We start from the raw sequence: 16010 nt of genomic DNA, 5'->3' as shown, positions 1-16010 counted from the left end.
TTTAAATTCATTTTTAAGCTAATTTTGGGGTTATTTTAGATATAATTAACCCCAAATTTTTATAAATTAAGGATATAAAATGTCAAAAAGATGTGCAATTACAGGCAAAGGCCCTATGGTTGGAAACAATGTAAGCCACGCTAACAACAGAACAAAAAGAAGATTTATGCCAAACCTTCGCACAGTGCGTGTAACATTAGAAGATGGAACAACTAGAAAAATAAGAGTTGCAGCTTCTACATTAAGAACAATGAAAAAACAATCAAAATAACCATTTAAAAAGAGGAATTTATGTCTTTGATTAAAAAGATTAAAAAGTTCCTCCACTGGACCGATGAGTCCAAACCCGAATATGATCTAAATACTGAACTTTATCAACAGTTAAAAGCCTTCCGACTTCCATTAATATTTGTCGTACTAATGATGTTATTTGGTACATTAGGATATATGATTACTAGCGGTTTTACACTAATAGATGCGATATATCAAGCCGGAATGACATTTACAACTGTTGGATTTACCGAAGTCTCACAAATCACTACCACTGGACGTCTTTTTACCATCGTTTTTATACTTATAGGATTTTGTTTGTTTACATTTTCTATGGGTCTTGTTATCGAGATTATTAAAAAAGGTGTCTTAACTAGGATTTTAAAGGAAAGAAGCATGATATATAAGATCGCAAGACTTAAAAATCACTTCGTAATCTGCTATCATAATCTCTATACTATCGAGCTTTCAAGGCAATTTAGAGAAAATCACATTCCATTTGTAGTTATTGATAGCAGAGAAGATTTAGCTCAAATAGCTGAAACATATAAATATCCATACTATATAATAGATGAACCCCATACCCAATCAGCTATCTTAAAATCACACCTCTCTAGCGCTAAAGGCCTAATCACTCTAAGCCCGCACATAGCCGATAATATCGCCCTTATTGCTACAGTTAGATTATACGAAAAAGAGCTTGGTAGGATTAAACCATATTTTATTATGACTAACTCAGATAATGATAATGACACCCAAAAGCTAATAAAACTAGGCGCAGACTCAGTAGTAAGCCCATCAAAGCTAGTCGCTCAAAGAATCTCAGCTATGAGCGTACGACCTGATATGGAAAACATCCTAGAGCAATTTTTATACAAAAAAGATTCTCCTATAGATATGGAGGAGATTAGAGTCCCAGAGGCTTCATGGATGAGATTTAAAAGAATAAAAGAGACTCATTTAAGAAAACTTACAAATGCTGATATCGTCGGTATCACAGACCAAAATGGTAAGTTCAATCCAATGCCAAATGGCGATACTTTAATTGGCACTAGCTCAAAGCTATTAGTAATTGGAACTGCTGAGAGCATCAGAGCAACAAAACGGCTAATTTTTAGCAAATACAAACCAGAGGAGCTAAAATATGTTTAACCTAATCAGTCTTAAAAACGGCCTTGAAAATGTAGATGGATTTTTCTTTGGTGGCGTTAGCACTGGGCTTAAACCAAATGGTGATAACGACCTTGGATTTATCAGAGCCGATAAGCCATTTATGCTTTCAGCTAAATTTACATCAAATAAATTTCAAGCTGCACCTATTGTCCATTTTAAACGTTATGAAAAAGGATTTAAATCAAATTTCTTACTACTAAATTCAAAAAATGCCAATGCAATGACAGGGCAAAGCGGCGTAGATGATATTGATGAACTTTTTAAGATTTTAAATCAAAAAACCCCGCTAATAAATCCAATTATGAGCTCTACTGGAGTGATTGGATATAGATTAAATCAAGAAAAAATCAGATCTGGATTTGATAAATTTGATCTTAATCAAAAAAGCAGTGATTTAGTAGCAAGGGCAATTATGACTACTGATAGCTTTAAAAAAGAGATAGCTTTTAGAGTTGAGCTTGAAAATAGCAAAAGCTTTAATATTGCAGCCATTTGCAAAGGTGCAGGCATGATAAATCCAGCATTTGCCACTATGCTTTGCTTTATTCTTACTGATGCAGCTATACCGCAAAGCGATATGGATGAACTGCTAAAAGAGACGACAAAATATAGCTTTGATGCTGTAAGCGTAGATGGAGATACTAGTACTAATGATACACTAATGCTACTTAGTTCAGGCAAAAGTGGCGTATATGATAAAGAAGCGTTTAAATTTGCCTTAGATAAAATCACATTAGAAATGGCTCTAAATTTAGTCAAAGATGGTGAAGGAAGCACCAAAGTTGTCGCCTTTGAAGTAAAAGGTGCTGCTAGCGATGATGAAGCTAGCAAAGCAGCTAAGGCACTCTCAAATTCGCTTTTAGTCAAAACAGCTATTTTTGGAGAGGATCCAAACTGGGGTAGGATAGCCTCCACAATCGGCGCTAGCGGCATAGAATGCGATAGCACTAAATTAGCTATATACTATGATGATGTACTAGTATATGATAAAGATCACCCTGAGCTAGATGAAGCAAGAGAGCAAAAAGCGCACACAGTAATGAAAAAGGATAGTTATCGTATCATTTGTGATTTAGGTATTGCAAATGGTAAATTTACTGCATATGGATGCGATCTAGGGCATACTTATGTTAAAATCAATGCCGATTATAGATCATAATTGGCTTGGTTTAAGTATCTTTTTTGTATAATGTCGAGATTTTAAATTTAAAAGGAGTATAAATGCTACACGAATATAGAGATTTAATCACAGAATTAAAAGGCAAAAATGCACATTTTGATGCTGTATTTAACAAACACAATGAACTAGACCAAAGAATTCTAGATGCAGAAGAAGGTCGTGAACATATGGATCAATTTGAGTTAGAAACTCTTAAAAAAGAGAAATTAAGACTAAAAGATGAAGCTTACCATATCTTAATGGAATATAAAAAATCTAAAGCAAATAGCTAAGTAAATTTGGGCTTTTTGCCCAAATTTACTTCGATTGACAATCATTAATAAAAAATATACTTTATCAATTTATTATAATAATAATTCTTTTTTATATTTTATCGAAATTTAAACGTTTTTGTTATACAATACACTATAACCCTAATAGCTCTATAATTAAATAGCTTGTGGCTTTAACAGGTTTAAAGAGTTAAAAAATTAAAAGGAAAAATATGTTTGGTTCAAAAAAAATCGCTCAATATGAAGAACAAATCGTCGCTCTAAAAAAAGAGCTAGAAGCAAAAAATGCTGAAAATAGCAAGCTTCGAGCTGAGTTACAAAAGCTTATGGCTTCTCAAACCAATCTAAAACAGTGCGAAATAATAACCGAAATAGCTCAAAATATGATTGAAGGCGTAAAAACAAATTCAAGAAATATCCAATCAGGTATAGAGAAAAATCTGGAGCTATCTCGTGCATCTATAGATAAAATTGATTTCAATCTAAATAACATTGCCGAATTAAGCCATTCTAGCAACAAATTGATAGATTCTCTAAATGAGATCACAAGCTCAAGCAACAAAACTCGCACAGCAGCTGAAAACCTACACAAAAGCGTTGATGAGATTACTAATGTAATAAATCTAATCAAAGATATCTCAGATCAAACAAACCTTCTAGCGCTAAATGCCGCTATTGAGGCGGCTCGTGCTGGTGAGCATGGTAGAGGATTTGCCGTTGTTGCTGATGAGGTTAGGAAACTAGCTGAAAGAACTCAAAAAGCAACTGCAGAAGTAGAGATGAATATCAATCTATTAAAACAAAATGCTAGCGATATGTTTGCTCAAAGTGAAGAAGTTGAGACTATCTCAATTGAATCAAATAAACATATTGAAGGCTTTATCGCTAAATTTGATCTATTAGTAAACAATACTAAAGATATAGAACATAACGCAAAACTTATCTCTTATGATATCTTTACAAGCCTTGTTAAGATCGATCATATGCTATTTAAAACAAATGGCTATAATCAAATTTACACTAAAAACTTCGAACAGATGCCAGACCATACAATGTGCCGTCTTGGTAAATGGTGTGAAGATAGTGGTAAAGCTATATTTGGTGATACTGCTGAGTTTAATCAAATTCTTGAACCGCATAGTATGGTGCATAAATATGTCAATTCTGCAATCGACCTTGCAAGTAAAGATTTCTTAAACAACTCTCCAGTAATCATTAAAGAATTTAAAACTTCTGAAGAATATTCTGTTAGATTGTTTGAAATATTTGATTCGATGGTGCTTGCTAAAGCAAAATCGATGCAATAAACCTGAGAGCTTTGGCTCTCACTCTACTCTTTTAATCAAAATCAAATTTAAAACTTGGTAAAATTACAAAAATTAAGGATCAAATTTGAGGCTAATTATTTTAGTTTCTTTGCTTTGCTTGATGCTAAATGGTTTTGAGGCTGCACAGAAGAATACTCCAGTCAATCTAGCATCAAAGCTATCAAAAGGCTCATTTGATATTCAAACTTGTAAGCTACTAACATCACATTATAAAGAGCTTCATGGTAATACCCAGATTTTAAATAGTATTGATTTAATCAATATAGAAGCGATTAAATTTGACCACTGGACAACTAGGGATTTTAGTATAAATATATTTCAAGCTGTAAATACTCATACAAAAAATTATAACTTTTATGGTATTTATACTGCATCACATGATTTAAATTTAGATATTTTTAAACTAACAAACTCCCTAAATACCACCTATGATGACTCGCTTGATATTCCAACAGCCTATATGCACTCTACAAACCTTAGTGCTAAGCTGCTTAAAAACACAAAAATCGGAGCTATGCTTTATCAAGATGAGACCAAGCAGTATAATACAAACTACTATATAAATACTAAAATTTATAAGAATTTATATCTAGATTTGTCATTTTATAATACTCAAAGTACAAATAGTTTTTATACTAAATTTACACTTAATTACTAAAGGCTTAAATATGAAAAATTTAATCATAATCCTGGGCGAGGATTTGCAGATAAATCGCCCATTTTTAGACTATTTTTTTACATCTTATAAAGAAAAATTTGGTGCTCTTGCTTCAGTTTATTACATTCAAAACAATGATAAGGAACTACCATTTTATATAGAAAATTTTACCAAAGAGTATGATAATATTACTATTTGTGCTAATGAAAATGGATTTAATACGCTTAGTAAGATTTTAGCTACACTTACAACTGATACGATTGAGCTTAAATTTGAAACACTTATGCCATCTCAAGTGATTAAATTTAGTAAAAATAGTTTTTTAATATCCCTAAATAACTCTCAAATAAATTTAATCAAAGCCGAACCAATCAAAGAGCTACCTGAGATTTTAACTCAAGATGACCAACAATCTAAAATCTTTCATATTATCGATATTGACAAAGAGAGCGCACAAATTTTACTTGAGCCACTCACTGCTAGCTATAATGTAAATATTACTCTAACTACAATAATTGATGGCCTAACCAAGGTCAAAGTTAGCACTAGTAGATATGGACATATCGATAGCTTCATTGATAGCGTTGCTAATTTATTTATTGGTAAAATAATTCCAGCTGATGATATTATCAAATTTACAGCTAAAAAGCTCATTCAAAATGATAAAAAGATAACCTTTGCAGAATCTTGTACCGCAGGAATGTGTGCTGCAGCACTTGGCAATATACCAGGCGTGAGCGTAGCCTTTAGTGGTTCGCTAGTAACATACTCTAATGAGATTAAAAATAGCTGGATAGGTGTTGATAAAGATATTTTAGATAGTTTTGGCGCTGTTAGCGCACAGTGTGCTGAGGCTATGGCTAGCGGAGCGCTAGGATTAGGAGTGGCTGATTATGCTATAGCTATTAGCGGAATAGCTGGCCCAGATGGCGGAAGCACGCAAAAGCCAGTAGGTACAGTATTTATAGCAGTTGCATCTGCAAATAATGTAGCCTCACTAAGACTGCTTTTAAGTGGCGATCGCAACTATATAAGAACACAAAGCGTTCTACACGCCTTTACTTTACTACTTCGCCAATATCCTGAACTTTGCAAATAGTGCTAAATGACGCTTTTGGCGATGAATTGAGCAAATTCATCGCTATCATTTGGAGCCTTTACAACCTTATAAAACTCAAATTTACTCTCATTAGCAATATGCTTATATTCTACTGCTAATTCAAAATCTGTCTCGGAATTATCAATACAAAAGCTAATTGGATATATTAATGCTTTTTTACTTGGTAAATTTGGAAGTACTTCGCTTAAATTTGGTCCTAGCCACTTTACTGGCCCAAGACGAGATTGATAGGCTAAACTTATGCTATTAAACTCTAATTTAGCAATACTTAATTTGGATTTTAAAATCTCTAAATGATCTTTTAGATGACGCTCATATAAATCGCCTTTATCAATTACTTTTTGCGGAAGAGAGTGAGCTGAAAATATCAAATCAATCTGCCTAGCATTAGTATCTCCAAGGCTTTTAATAATATCAGCAATAATAATATCATTAAATTTATCATTATTATAAAAATAATCTATAATACTTATTTTAGCGCCAATTTCGAGCTCATCTATAGCCTTTTTAGCAGAATCTAAGCTTGATGTAATTGTAGTAACTGAATGATGAGGATATAGTGGAAAAAGTATTATTTCATCAGCGTCTTTATATTTTGCAAGAGTATCAGACGCAAATGGCGGTGTATAGTTCATAGCATAATCAAAGATTAGATTATCAAAGCCAAATTTGGTATTTAGTTTAGCTACCAAAGAGCGTGTTATATCGCCTAAAGCGGACTTGCCTCCTAGTTGAATATAGTTTTGAGTGGCTGGCTTTAATCTCATCATTGTTATAATCCACGCTACAAAAGCTCTTAAATATCTATTTTTAATTCCTAAAATATATGGATCATTAAACATATTAGTTAAAAATACCCTAACTTGACTTAGATTATCGACTCCGCCCATATTTAGCAGTATAACGACTCTTTTCATTTTTTACCTCTTGGCTAAATTTGACTAATTGTATTTAAAAAAACTTAATATTTTCTACCACTCAATAGTATGATTATAGCGGATATTTTGACCATTTTGTATCCCCATCACCTCGCCAAAATCCCCCACGCCTACCCAAGAGCTATCCTTAAACAATCTCACCCAAACAAAATCACTCCCATAAAAATGAGTATTATTAATCTCAAATTCGCTCTTTTGCTCGCTATTAATCTCAATTTCCATCACGCCATCAATCACATCGCTAGAATTTAAAGTAGAATTAAATTTCACAATATCTTTTGAAATATTAAAATTTTTAAAGACAAAATAATCCCTTAACTCAGATACCCCGCTCATATTTTCATCTAAAACTGGACTATACTCACTACTATTTTTAGCTATATTTTGACACTCATTATCACAAAAAATAGCGAAATATATCTTAGCAATATATGGATAATTCACCGCTTGACTAAGCTTATCCCCATAAGCCTTAGCATAGTATAAATAGCTATAATCTTGCGATAAATTTGGCTTTTGAGTTAAATTCAAATCAATATCGCTTGATATAATTTTGTATGGATTTTGCGGTTTTTCTCGTGGCAAAGATACCTTCAACCAAGCTTTAGCAATACCATTTTTAAAGCTATTTTTGCTAACTATATAGCTATTTTCACTACTTTTATATATGTGATCATCATTTGGCTCACTTAAAGCGTGTAAAGATAGCCTACTAGAATTACCAAAACTCACATCATCGCCATAACATCCAGCGCTAAAAAGCTTAGCTACACTATTATCGCTTAGGCGAACCTGAAATTCCAAATTCGCACTAACACCCATAAAATCACTATATTGACTAAGGCTTAAATTCTCATCCATAACCCCAAATAATCCAAATTTGGAGCCAAAAATAGTATTTGTATGAACGATTTTATCATAGTCAAAATATGCGATATCCTTAGAAATTCCAGCATCGCAACCTATTAAACCAAGCTCATTTGGAACATTGGTAAAGCTATTTATCAAGCAACCTTGATGAATTTTATCGCTATTTTGCCTATCTATAAACTCAATCCTAGCCACACCAATATCAGGATAGACAAATCCATCTTTATCCGTGCTAATCACCCCTACTCCATCTCTAAACTCGATAGTCTCAGATGAGAGATTTGCCACGCAATTTTCCAAGGTATGGCCTATAAAATCACCGCTATAATGGCCATTATACCCAGTTACTACATTACCATTATAGTCCAAGGCTATAAGCTTAAAATCTCTATATTTCACTCCCCCTTTTGGATTTTGTGGGATATTTTCTAGCTTAAATTTAGCCACTCGGGCGTTAAATTTAGATGATTGAATCTGCTTTGAGTTGGCTTTTTGGTCTTTGAATTTGGCTATGAGATATAAATTTTTATAATCTATCGTTGGTAAATTTGGAATCATAAGTGGGATTTTACCACCGCTAAAAGTGCTAGATTGATAAATTTTATATCTGTTATTAAGCCAAATTTCAAAATCACTAATAACGCTAGTAGTCTGAAATTCCACTTCAAATTCTCGCCCGATAATCTGTGTATAAATTTCACCGAAACTCTCATAACTCTTTGAGTTTTGACTTGGGCTTAGCATATTTAGTACTATTTCAGACTCAAAATAATAATCACTTAGCCCCATATCAGCCACACCAAAGGTTATTAAGAGATTTTCTCCACTTTTTAATATAATATCTTGAGATTTATGGCCATCATTTTGATAAGTATTATTACAAATAAGATGGCTATTTTGGATAGAATTTGAGATTTTATAATCAAATTTCGCCATTGTAGCACTAGTGAAACTCACGCTAACTAAGGTATCAAATTGCGCCGTTATCGATATTACAACTTGCTTATTTGATTCGATTTTGCTAGTTTTGATTTTATAGTGCTCTTGTATATTTTGATTTACAATGCTCTTATCTCTAAGGCTTATCCCATCACGCTCTAAACTCACAACACTAGATATATCGCAATCTGCCACCAAAGAAACTACCAAAAATATAAGTAAAAATAGAGCTCTCATAACCATCCTAAAATCCAAAATTATATCCATAAAATACTAAATTTAGCTTATAATAATTAATTTTTAAGCTTTTCAATAATTATGAGAATTTAAGTAGCGTTATTTATAAATATTATTTAAAAATTTTTTAAGATTTATCTAAACTTAATAAAAATGGTGCGATCAGCGAGACTTGAACTCGCACACCGTAGCGGCACTACCCCCTCAAGATAGCGTGTCTACCATTCCACCATGATCGCAAAAGTGAGAATTTAAAAAGCCCCAAAACGGGGCTAAAAATTAACCTAAAAATGGGTTAGCATAAAGTGCGATAAGAGCGATAACAAGTGCGTAAATAACTTGTGCTTCGATCATCGCAAGAGCGATAAACATTGTAGTAAGTAGTTTGCCGCCAAGACCTGGGTTTCTAGCTGTACCTAAGATAGTAGCAGCAGCAGTATGACCCATACCGATAGCACCACCAAGAGCAGCCACACCAAGACCGATACCAGCAGCTACAACTGAAAATGCTTTAATCTGTTCGCCATCAGCACCAAATGCTAAGCCTGTTAAAGCCACAAGAAGAAAAAGAATCTTTTTCATAATAGTTCCTTAAAAAATATTGTTTGAATTAGTTCGGATAAATTCCCTACTTAGAATTCAAAACGCAAAATTATACATAATTTTCTTTTAATTTTTCATTAATTTTGCCACTTTTGCCACTCGCCACTCTCATCAATTTCATTGCCGATCATCTCATATCTATTATAATAATATTTCACAAAATTCGCTACTTCAGCATCATTTGGCAGGTAAATTTTTCCATCAAAATATGCGAATTTAGCTAAAAATTCACTAGCATTGATCTTTTTGGTATAGTAACTAGCTAGATCGATATAATTTTCCAAAGTTAAGCTTTTGAATTTTTCATAACTTTGCTTATTAAAGCTTAATCTTAATCTCTTTTTATCAAACCCAAGCACCCCAGCCCTAAATAGCAGCGTCAAATGTATCAAACCCTCACAATAATACGCCCTAGTCTCAACCACCTTTTGCCACGCTATTAACCCTACACTTCGCTTAATAAGCTCAGCAAAAACAGGCAAAATTAGCTCATTTTTTTCATGTAAAAAGAAATTAACTATCCCACCAGTTGTAGCCTTATACTCTTCTATAAATTTAAATTCCCCGCCAATATTCATCAAATTTTCGCTATCACTATCCATAAATAATATATGCCCAAACTCATGCCCAATTGTGGAAATTTCATAAACTTGCTTCCAAATTTTCTCATTATTAAACAAAATTTCACGACCATAATCTAAAAATTCTTTATCAAAAATCTCACTTGCTAACTTCATAAAAGGCTTAGCCTTAGAGCTTTGATAGACAAAATCCACAAAAGCAAAAATCTTCTTACCACACTCGCCACTTACTATCTCATCATTTGGAACCACTTGAGCCGAAAAAAGCCCATTAAATTCCGCCCCATAATAGAGCATAGGAATACTGATATAAAGCTGAGTTTTATCTATATTAGAATGGACTAAACTAGCCATATTTGAGTTTTTAGGCTCTATTTGAGAGTAAATTTGATCAAAGCTATCCTTTATCTGATTTTTCAATTCACCCTCATCAATCCCGCTTTGATCGCTCAATCTCACATCCCACTCTAAGGCCACAGCGTGAGTATAAGCATCTTCATAATACTCCAAAGGATGGCCGATCTGTATAGCCGAGCGGGTTTTCATCCAGGCTCTCTCAGCATCTTGCCATTTTGATATTACTCTATCATTTTCGCACTCACTAAAAGCAAGTTTCAAAGCCTTAAAATACTCTATATATGCCATATCTTGATCGCTTTTGGTTAGAGATTTTAGCGAATTTATAGAGTTTTGCAATTCACTCACCACCGCTGCGCACTCACTAGGAAATGCTAGGATATAAGGGGTCATTTTGTATCCATCTATATCTTTTATTACAGCGCCATAAACTCTATCGCATTTTAGACCATCACTAAGCTGATACAATCCATTATCATTGATAAATTTCATAGCTTGAGCGATATTATCAAATTTAGTTTCAAACTCATCATTTATCCCATCAATTATATGGCGTTGCCAGACTTTATGCATATTTGTAATCACGATCCCAACTCTATGCACACTCCATAAAAGCTCCATTTCAAATTCGCTCAAAAGCCCTTCTTGGCTCACAAGATTAAGCATTTTAGAAAATCTATCTATATAAAATTTGCTGACAAAATCATATAAATTCGCATTAACTTCTCTAATTTGGCCTTTATCTAAGCCCAATCTCTTTAACTCATTTTCTACACTTGTGGTTCTAAGCGAGACTATTCTATCTGTTATAGCTATTTTAGTTTGGCTATTATTTGCTAAATTTGCTATCTTTAATCCTTGTAAAATTATAGGATTATCCATATCTTTATACAATTGATTTAACTCATTTTTAAAGGATTTTGATATCTCATTTAATCTTTTGTAACTCATATTTGACCTTATATTGTATTTAAAAAAGCAAATTATATCTATTTTAAAAAAACAAAATATCTACAAAGTATAAATCCGCTAATAGTATATATCGCACCAGCTAGACATTGAGCTAGATAGACATCTATACCATATACCCTATAACTCATATATAAAAATAGCAAATTTAAACAATACGCAAATCTAATAGATATGGCAAATTTAATCGCTTTAAGTGGCGAATTTTTGGTTTTGAAAGTAAATTTGCTATTTAAAATGTATGATAAGCAAACCCCAATCACATAACCCAAAAAATTTGCCATCTCAGCAACAAAACCAAAATATGTTAAGACAAGGACGTTCCCAAGTCCAACAAAAGTATTTACCACTCCAACTAAACCATAAATGATAATATCTCTCATTTTATAGATATACTTTGTATATTATGATGATTGGCTACTGCTTGATTTATCCAGTGGTTTGAATCCTCTTGCAAATTGCCAAAATCTATAAATTTTTTCGATTTATAAATTAATTTTTTAGGTATTACAATATCGCTTTTATCAGCTATTTTTTGAGCGATAATCTATTGATTTATCGCCTTTTGGCTATAATTACAAAATTTGGCTATAATTACAAAAACTTAAAAAGGGGAGAAAATGAGTGGAGTTTATACAGAGCTTTTAACAGCATTAGAGAGTGTTGGTGAATTAAGTGGTAAGAGCCATGAAGAAATAGAAAAAAAATTTGATGAAATTGCCAAAATTCTACTAACAAAAACAAAAATAGTAAAAGGCACAAGAGAATACTATATTACGGATATAGAATTCTACCTTTATTGTGATGGACACGAGGATATTATTACTTATCCACGAAGTTGTAAGGCAGGCGATTGGTTTTTTCACGATAGTGGTGTAGATATCAGTTTTGGTAGTAATTCAAGCTTTAAAGACGGTAAGGCAAAAATTCCTGATAATAATAGTTTTTTTGGTGGAATTTTATTGCGTGGCATCAGCTTAATAGAAAATAAAGATTCTAGCAATAAAGGTGTAAATGGCACTGACTTAAAAGATAGACCTAGTAATGTATTTTACGAGCTTTTTAGAAATTTTTGTGCTTTTAGTGGAGTAGTAGAATTCCCAAAACTTGTAAAGTGTGAATTGGAAAGAGACAGTATAGAATTCGAAAAACATAAAAGAAAAAATCTTTTAAGCTCATACGATACTGATACTAAAATAGAAGCTATCATAAATGACACCGAGCTTTTTTCGGAGTTAGTAGAGAAAAAAGTAAAGGATATATTGTCTTATAGATACGAAAATATAAGCAATAAGGAAGATTTTTTTAAATATTTTAAAAAATATTTTGACAGTTGTTACCGCTACATGGTAAAATAATCTAAATAGCTTGCTTTAGAATTCTGGAATTCCCTTTAAGAATTCTAGAATTTTCCCCTAAGAAATTCCTAAGAAATTTTTTAGTTTTACTACATTTTTGCGCTGTTATAATCTCCTAAAAAATTTAGGAGCAACAAATGCATACCACAACACACACTTCACACTCTACTTTTGCCCCAGCCTCAAAGGCTAAGCTAAAAGCTCTTGTAAATGACCTTAGCATAGCTCTTGGCAACATTGATACTAGCAATATTACCGATATGAGCTATCTTTTTGAGGGCTCAGAGCGCAAAGATTTTACTGGTATTTCTAGCTGGGATACTAGCAAGGTAGTAAATATGAGCTCTATGTTTGTGCTTTGCGAGAGCTTTAACGAGGACATAGGATGCTGGGATGTGAGCAAAGCAACCGATATGAGCGGAATGTTTGCTGGCTGTAAGAGCTTTAATCAAAGCCTTAATTCTTGGGACACTAGTAGCCTTAGAAATGCTAGCGGCATGTTTAGTGGCTGTAAGAGCTTTAATCAGCTCTTAGATGCGTGGGATACAAGCAAAGTCGCTGATATGAGTCTTATGTTTAGTTTTGCTACAAGCTTTAATCAGCCACTTGGTAGCTGGGATATAAGTAGCGTAAATGACTTTATGGGTATGTTTAAAGGTGCTAGTAGCTTTAATGGCGATATTAGCTCTTGGCATATAAGCAAAAGTGCTAGCATAGAAAATATGCTTGAAAATTACGCTATAAAAGAAAAGCATAGACCAAAAATAGAGAATTACTACAAACCAGCAAATCAAAAAGAGCTAGTAAATCTAGTTAGCATGCACAGAAAAGATAGCTTTGGCAAGGCTTTGCCACCACTTTATCTTTGGGAGATTGATACTAGCTTGGTTACTAGTATGAGAGAGCTTTTTTGGGGTGGGGAGCGTAAGGATTTTAGCGGTATTGAGGACTGGGATACTAGCAAGGTAACTGACATGTGCGGAATGTTTTTTAACTGCAAGGAGTTTAATGCTGATATTTCACGCTGGGATACAAGCAATGTAAAAAATATGCTGTTTTTGTTCAATGGAGCGCATAGTTTTAATGCTGATATTGGCGCTTGGAATGTAAGAAATGTAGAAAACATTACTATGTTGTTTTTTAACGCTAGAAGCTTTGATAGGGATTTATCTAACTGGGAGCTTGATAGCTTGATATATAAGCTAGATGCTTTTAGGGGTTGTCCTATAAGAAAAGAGCATTTGCCAAAGGCTCTAAGATGAGAGATTTTGATACAAACTTTGTGTATATCTCAAAGCTCTTGCGAAGTGATTTTAAGCCCTTTTGCGATGAGCTAACTGGGCTTTTTGGCAAGCTTGGCATTGCGTGGGATTTTTTAGATGGCACGAGAGATATTTGGGTGCGTGATTTCATGCCAGTTCAGCTGAGCAAAGATAGCTTTTGGGGCTACAAATATAGTCCTGATTATCTGCTGGGCAAAGAGCAGTATATCAGCGACCAAGCCAAAATCGCTAAGAGTATAAATCTAGAATTCCGCCCTAGCGATATAGTCTTTGATGGTGGAAATATCGTGCTTGCTGGTGAGTATGCGCTGATTTGTGATAAGATTTTTAGCGAAAATCATGTAAGCAAAAATGATAAGGACTTTGTGGTGCGCTTAGAAAAAGAGCTTGGCAAAAAGCTGATTTTCTTGCCTTGGAGAGCGCATCCTAGCGATAAAAATGGCGATATTTACGGACATAGTGATGGTTTTGTCAAATACTGCGCAGAGAATAAAATTCTAATGTCTAGTCACGCTGATAGCTACCCTAGCGAAGCGCAAGATATAAAGCTAATTCTAGAATTCCATGGATTTAGCGTGGAGCAGATGAGCTTTGCTAAGCCTTGCTATGAATACGACTGGGCGTATATAAACTTCTTACAAGTGGGGGCAAATATTATTATGCCCAGCTTTGATAATGCTAATGATGAAATAGCAAAGGAATTTATAACTAGGGCTTTTGCTGGAATGAGAATATCTAGCATAAACTGCCAAAAAATAGCTAGTTTGGGTGGTGCTTTGCACTGTATAGCGTGGAATATACATAAAGGATAGCTAGTTAAAAATTGGTAAGTAGTGGAATTAACAAAATTTCGTTTCATTTGTGCTATAACGCCGAATACCAAAATATTTTAAATGCAAAAAATGTATCGGCAGAAAGGATAATACAATGAAACTTCCACATACTACTTAGAATTCTCTAAGAAATTCTTAAACTTTTTTAATTATGGTGGCAATAGCTAGTGATGCTTGCTAGTTAAGCTTGGTTGAATTATAGCTAGATTGATGCTAACTCATCTTTTATGCTCTAATTCTACACTATATTAAACGCAAAAAATGTATCGGCAAAAAGGATCAAAATAGTAGCCTTAGCACTGCTATTTTGAAGTCCAGCTAAAATAGCAGCCTCTTTGCCAAAATTTCTTGAAAAATTTAAAATTTTAATTCTATTATCTTTTAAAGCTAAATTTCTTAAAATTTTTAAAGTATTATCGGTGCTACCATCATTGATAAATATAAATTCGCAACTAATTTGTTTGGAATTTTGCTTATTAATAATAGCAATTTGATTTAAAATTTGAAGTAAAAATCATCTAAATTTAAACTCTCATTGTAGCAAGGCACTACAAAAGATAGATCTAGTAATACCCCCCCCCAAGCAATTATTTTTCACTATTTTCTCCTAAATTTCAAATTCTCATTTAATCTAAATTTAAAAATCAAAAAGCTCTGATAAAAAGCTCTCTCTTTTCTTTTTGCGATATCCATTGTGATAGCCATCGTCATAATATCTCTTATCATCATATCTTCTATCATCTTTGCGTGGTTCATACTCTCTTTTGCTACCAAAATACTCATTTTGTCTTGAATTTGATGCTGATCTTTCTATAATCTTATCTAACTCTCCACGATCTAGCCAAACACCACGACAACTTGGACAGTAATCTATCTCAACTCCGCTTCTTTCACTCATTACCAAATCTACATCTTTACACACTGGACATCTCATATTGCACCTCTTTTTAATTAAATTTGACAAAATTCTAACCAAAAAAAATTAATACTAAATTTCAAAAAGTTACACAAACTAAAAAAAATCTAAGTTATTAAAAAAAA

17 protein-coding genes and 1 tRNA gene are annotated in these 16010 nt (G+C 33.2%); 10 read left to right on the top strand and 8 right to left on the bottom strand.

The annotated features are described in order from the left end of the window. Positions 1-79 precede the first annotated feature (79 nt). The 7 genes from rpmB (at position 80) to CIGNP109_RS00485 (ending at position 5980) form a co-directional block, all read left to right on the top strand. Positions 80-271, top strand: a complete 192-nt coding sequence (rpmB, locus tag CIGNP109_RS00515) for a 50S ribosomal protein L28 (RefSeq protein ID WP_086224106.1) — start codon at positions 80-82, stop codon at positions 269-271. 20 nt (positions 272-291) lie between these two features. Continuing rightward, the gene (locus CIGNP109_RS00510) at positions 292-1422 is read left to right on the top strand and encodes a potassium channel family protein (protein WP_086226492.1); all 1131 of its coding nucleotides are present in this window, start codon (positions 292-294) and stop codon (positions 1420-1422) included. Further along, entirely contained in the window at positions 1415-2602 is a 1188-nt protein-coding gene (gene argJ / locus CIGNP109_RS00505) for a bifunctional glutamate N-acetyltransferase/amino-acid acetyltransferase ArgJ (protein WP_086227789.1), read from the top strand. The genes CIGNP109_RS00510 and argJ overlap by 8 nt, the downstream gene beginning before the upstream one ends. 62 nt (positions 2603-2664) lie before the next feature. Then, positions 2665-2895: a YdcH family protein gene (locus CIGNP109_RS00500; protein ID WP_086224103.1), complete on the top strand. Its 231-nt coding sequence runs from the start codon at positions 2665-2667 to the stop codon at positions 2893-2895. A 212-nt stretch (positions 2896-3107) separates the two neighbouring features. After that, positions 3108-4202: a methyl-accepting chemotaxis protein gene (locus CIGNP109_RS08740; protein WP_086227788.1), complete on the top strand. Its 1095-nt coding sequence runs from the start codon at positions 3108-3110 to the stop codon at positions 4200-4202. 85 nt (positions 4203-4287) lie between these two features. Continuing rightward, complete coding sequence (locus CIGNP109_RS00490; RefSeq protein WP_086227787.1) at positions 4288-4881, top strand: hypothetical protein; 594 nt, start codon at positions 4288-4290, stop codon at positions 4879-4881. Positions 4882-4891: 10 nt separating this feature from the next. Beyond that, positions 4892-5980, top strand: coding sequence for a CinA family protein (locus CIGNP109_RS00485; RefSeq protein WP_086227786.1), 1089 nt, complete (start codon positions 4892-4894; stop codon positions 5978-5980). Positions 5981-5982: 2 nt separating this feature from the next. Here CIGNP109_RS00485 and hemH read toward each other — a convergent pair whose 3' ends face one another. The 6 genes from hemH to CIGNP109_RS00455 all read right to left on the bottom strand — a co-directional run bounded on the left by hemH (position 5983) and on the right by CIGNP109_RS00455 (position 11878). Continuing rightward, positions 5983-6918 carry a ferrochelatase gene (gene hemH / locus CIGNP109_RS00480; RefSeq protein ID WP_086227785.1) on the bottom strand — a complete coding sequence of 312 codons (936 nt, stop codon included), beginning with the start codon at positions 6916-6918 and terminating at the stop codon, positions 5983-5985. 54 nt (positions 6919-6972) lie between these two features. Beyond that, positions 6973-8985: a hypothetical protein gene (locus tag CIGNP109_RS00475; protein ID WP_086227784.1), complete on the bottom strand. Its 2013-nt coding sequence runs from the start codon at positions 8983-8985 to the stop codon at positions 6973-6975. 154 nt (positions 8986-9139) lie between these two features. Continuing rightward, positions 9140-9224 (bottom strand) — tRNA-Leu (locus CIGNP109_RS00470). A gap of 40 nt (positions 9225-9264) precedes the next feature. Next, positions 9265-9567 carry a F0F1 ATP synthase subunit C gene (locus CIGNP109_RS00465; RefSeq protein WP_086224097.1) on the bottom strand — a complete coding sequence of 101 codons (303 nt, stop codon included), beginning with the start codon at positions 9565-9567 and terminating at the stop codon, positions 9265-9267. Positions 9568-9665: 98 nt separating this feature from the next. Then, positions 9666-11477 (bottom strand): invasion protein CiaB, encoded by a 1812-nt coding sequence (ciaB, locus tag CIGNP109_RS00460; RefSeq protein ID WP_086227783.1) that lies wholly within the window; start codon positions 11475-11477, stop codon positions 9666-9668. A 38-nt stretch (positions 11478-11515) separates the two neighbouring features. Next, complete coding sequence (locus tag CIGNP109_RS00455; RefSeq protein WP_086227782.1) at positions 11516-11878, bottom strand: GtrA family protein; 363 nt, start codon at positions 11876-11878, stop codon at positions 11516-11518. Between the two features lie 237 nt (positions 11879-12115). Here CIGNP109_RS00455 and CIGNP109_RS00450 point away from each other — a divergent pair, with 237 nt between their 5' ends. From CIGNP109_RS00450 to CIGNP109_RS00440, 3 genes are all read left to right on the top strand, one after another. Further along, positions 12116-12853, top strand: a complete 738-nt coding sequence (locus tag CIGNP109_RS00450; RefSeq protein ID WP_086227781.1) for a hypothetical protein — start codon at positions 12116-12118, stop codon at positions 12851-12853. A gap of 137 nt (positions 12854-12990) precedes the next feature. Further along, positions 12991-14115, top strand: a complete 1125-nt coding sequence (locus CIGNP109_RS00445; RefSeq protein ID WP_086227780.1) for a BspA family leucine-rich repeat surface protein — start codon at positions 12991-12993, stop codon at positions 14113-14115. Continuing rightward, complete coding sequence (locus tag CIGNP109_RS00440; protein ID WP_086227779.1) at positions 14112-14948, top strand: agmatine deiminase family protein; 837 nt, start codon at positions 14112-14114, stop codon at positions 14946-14948. Before CIGNP109_RS00445 ends, CIGNP109_RS00440 begins: the two co-directional genes overlap by 4 nt. 259 nt (positions 14949-15207) lie before the next feature. Here CIGNP109_RS00440 and CIGNP109_RS08825 read toward each other — a convergent pair whose 3' ends face one another. Continuing rightward, positions 15208-15450, bottom strand: a complete 243-nt coding sequence (locus tag CIGNP109_RS08825; RefSeq protein WP_442861886.1) for a glycosyltransferase — start codon at positions 15448-15450, stop codon at positions 15208-15210. Between the two features lie 156 nt (positions 15451-15606). Further along, the gene (locus tag CIGNP109_RS00430) at positions 15607-15903 is read right to left on the bottom strand and encodes a TFIIB-type zinc ribbon-containing protein (protein ID WP_086227778.1); all 297 of its coding nucleotides are present in this window, start codon (positions 15901-15903) and stop codon (positions 15607-15609) included. Positions 15904-16010: the final 107 nt, after the last annotated feature.

The organism is Campylobacter sp. P0109 (assembly GCF_002138755.1).
GTDB lineage: Bacteria > Campylobacterota > Campylobacteria > Campylobacterales > Campylobacteraceae > Campylobacter > Campylobacter devanensis.
Note: the sequence above shows the minus strand (reverse complement) of the source record. Positions and strands in the feature narration are given on the sequence as shown.

Excerpts from the sequence above, each read along its gene's own strand:
- rpmB (WP_086224106.1), top strand. The coding sequence starts at position 80 with ATGTCAAAAAGATGTGCAATTACAGGCAAAGGCCCTATGGTTGGAAAC.
- CIGNP109_RS00510 (WP_086226492.1), top strand. The coding sequence starts at position 292 with ATGTCTTTGATTAAAAAGATTAAAAAGTTCCTCCACTGGACCGATGAG.
- argJ (WP_086227789.1), top strand. The coding sequence starts at position 1,415 with ATGTTTAACCTAATCAGTCTTAAAAACGGCCTTGAAAATGTAGATGGA.
- CIGNP109_RS00500 (WP_086224103.1), top strand. The coding sequence starts at position 2,665 with ATGCTACACGAATATAGAGATTTAATCACAGAATTAAAAGGCAAAAAT.
- CIGNP109_RS08740 (WP_086227788.1), top strand. The coding sequence starts at position 3,108 with ATGTTTGGTTCAAAAAAAATCGCTCAATATGAAGAACAAATCGTCGCT.
- CIGNP109_RS00485 (WP_086227786.1), top strand. The coding sequence starts at position 4,892 with ATGAAAAATTTAATCATAATCCTGGGCGAGGATTTGCAGATAAATCGC.
- hemH (WP_086227785.1), bottom strand. The coding sequence starts at position 6,918 with ATGAAAAGAGTCGTTATACTGCTAAATATGGGCGGAGTCGATAATCTA.
- CIGNP109_RS00475 (WP_086227784.1), bottom strand. The coding sequence starts at position 8,985 with ATGAGAGCTCTATTTTTACTTATATTTTTGGTAGTTTCTTTGGTGGCA.
- CIGNP109_RS00465 (WP_086224097.1), bottom strand. The coding sequence starts at position 9,567 with ATGAAAAAGATTCTTTTTCTTCTTGTGGCTTTAACAGGCTTAGCATTT.
- ciaB (WP_086227783.1), bottom strand. The coding sequence starts at position 11,477 with ATGAGTTACAAAAGATTAAATGAGATATCAAAATCCTTTAAAAATGAG.
- CIGNP109_RS00455 (WP_086227782.1), bottom strand. The coding sequence starts at position 11,878 with ATGAGAGATATTATCATTTATGGTTTAGTTGGAGTGGTAAATACTTTT.
- CIGNP109_RS00450 (WP_086227781.1), top strand. The coding sequence starts at position 12,116 with ATGAGTGGAGTTTATACAGAGCTTTTAACAGCATTAGAGAGTGTTGGT.
- CIGNP109_RS00445 (WP_086227780.1), top strand. The coding sequence starts at position 12,991 with ATGCATACCACAACACACACTTCACACTCTACTTTTGCCCCAGCCTCA.
- CIGNP109_RS00440 (WP_086227779.1), top strand. The coding sequence starts at position 14,112 with ATGAGAGATTTTGATACAAACTTTGTGTATATCTCAAAGCTCTTGCGA.
- CIGNP109_RS00430 (WP_086227778.1), bottom strand. The coding sequence starts at position 15,903 with ATGAGATGTCCAGTGTGTAAAGATGTAGATTTGGTAATGAGTGAAAGA.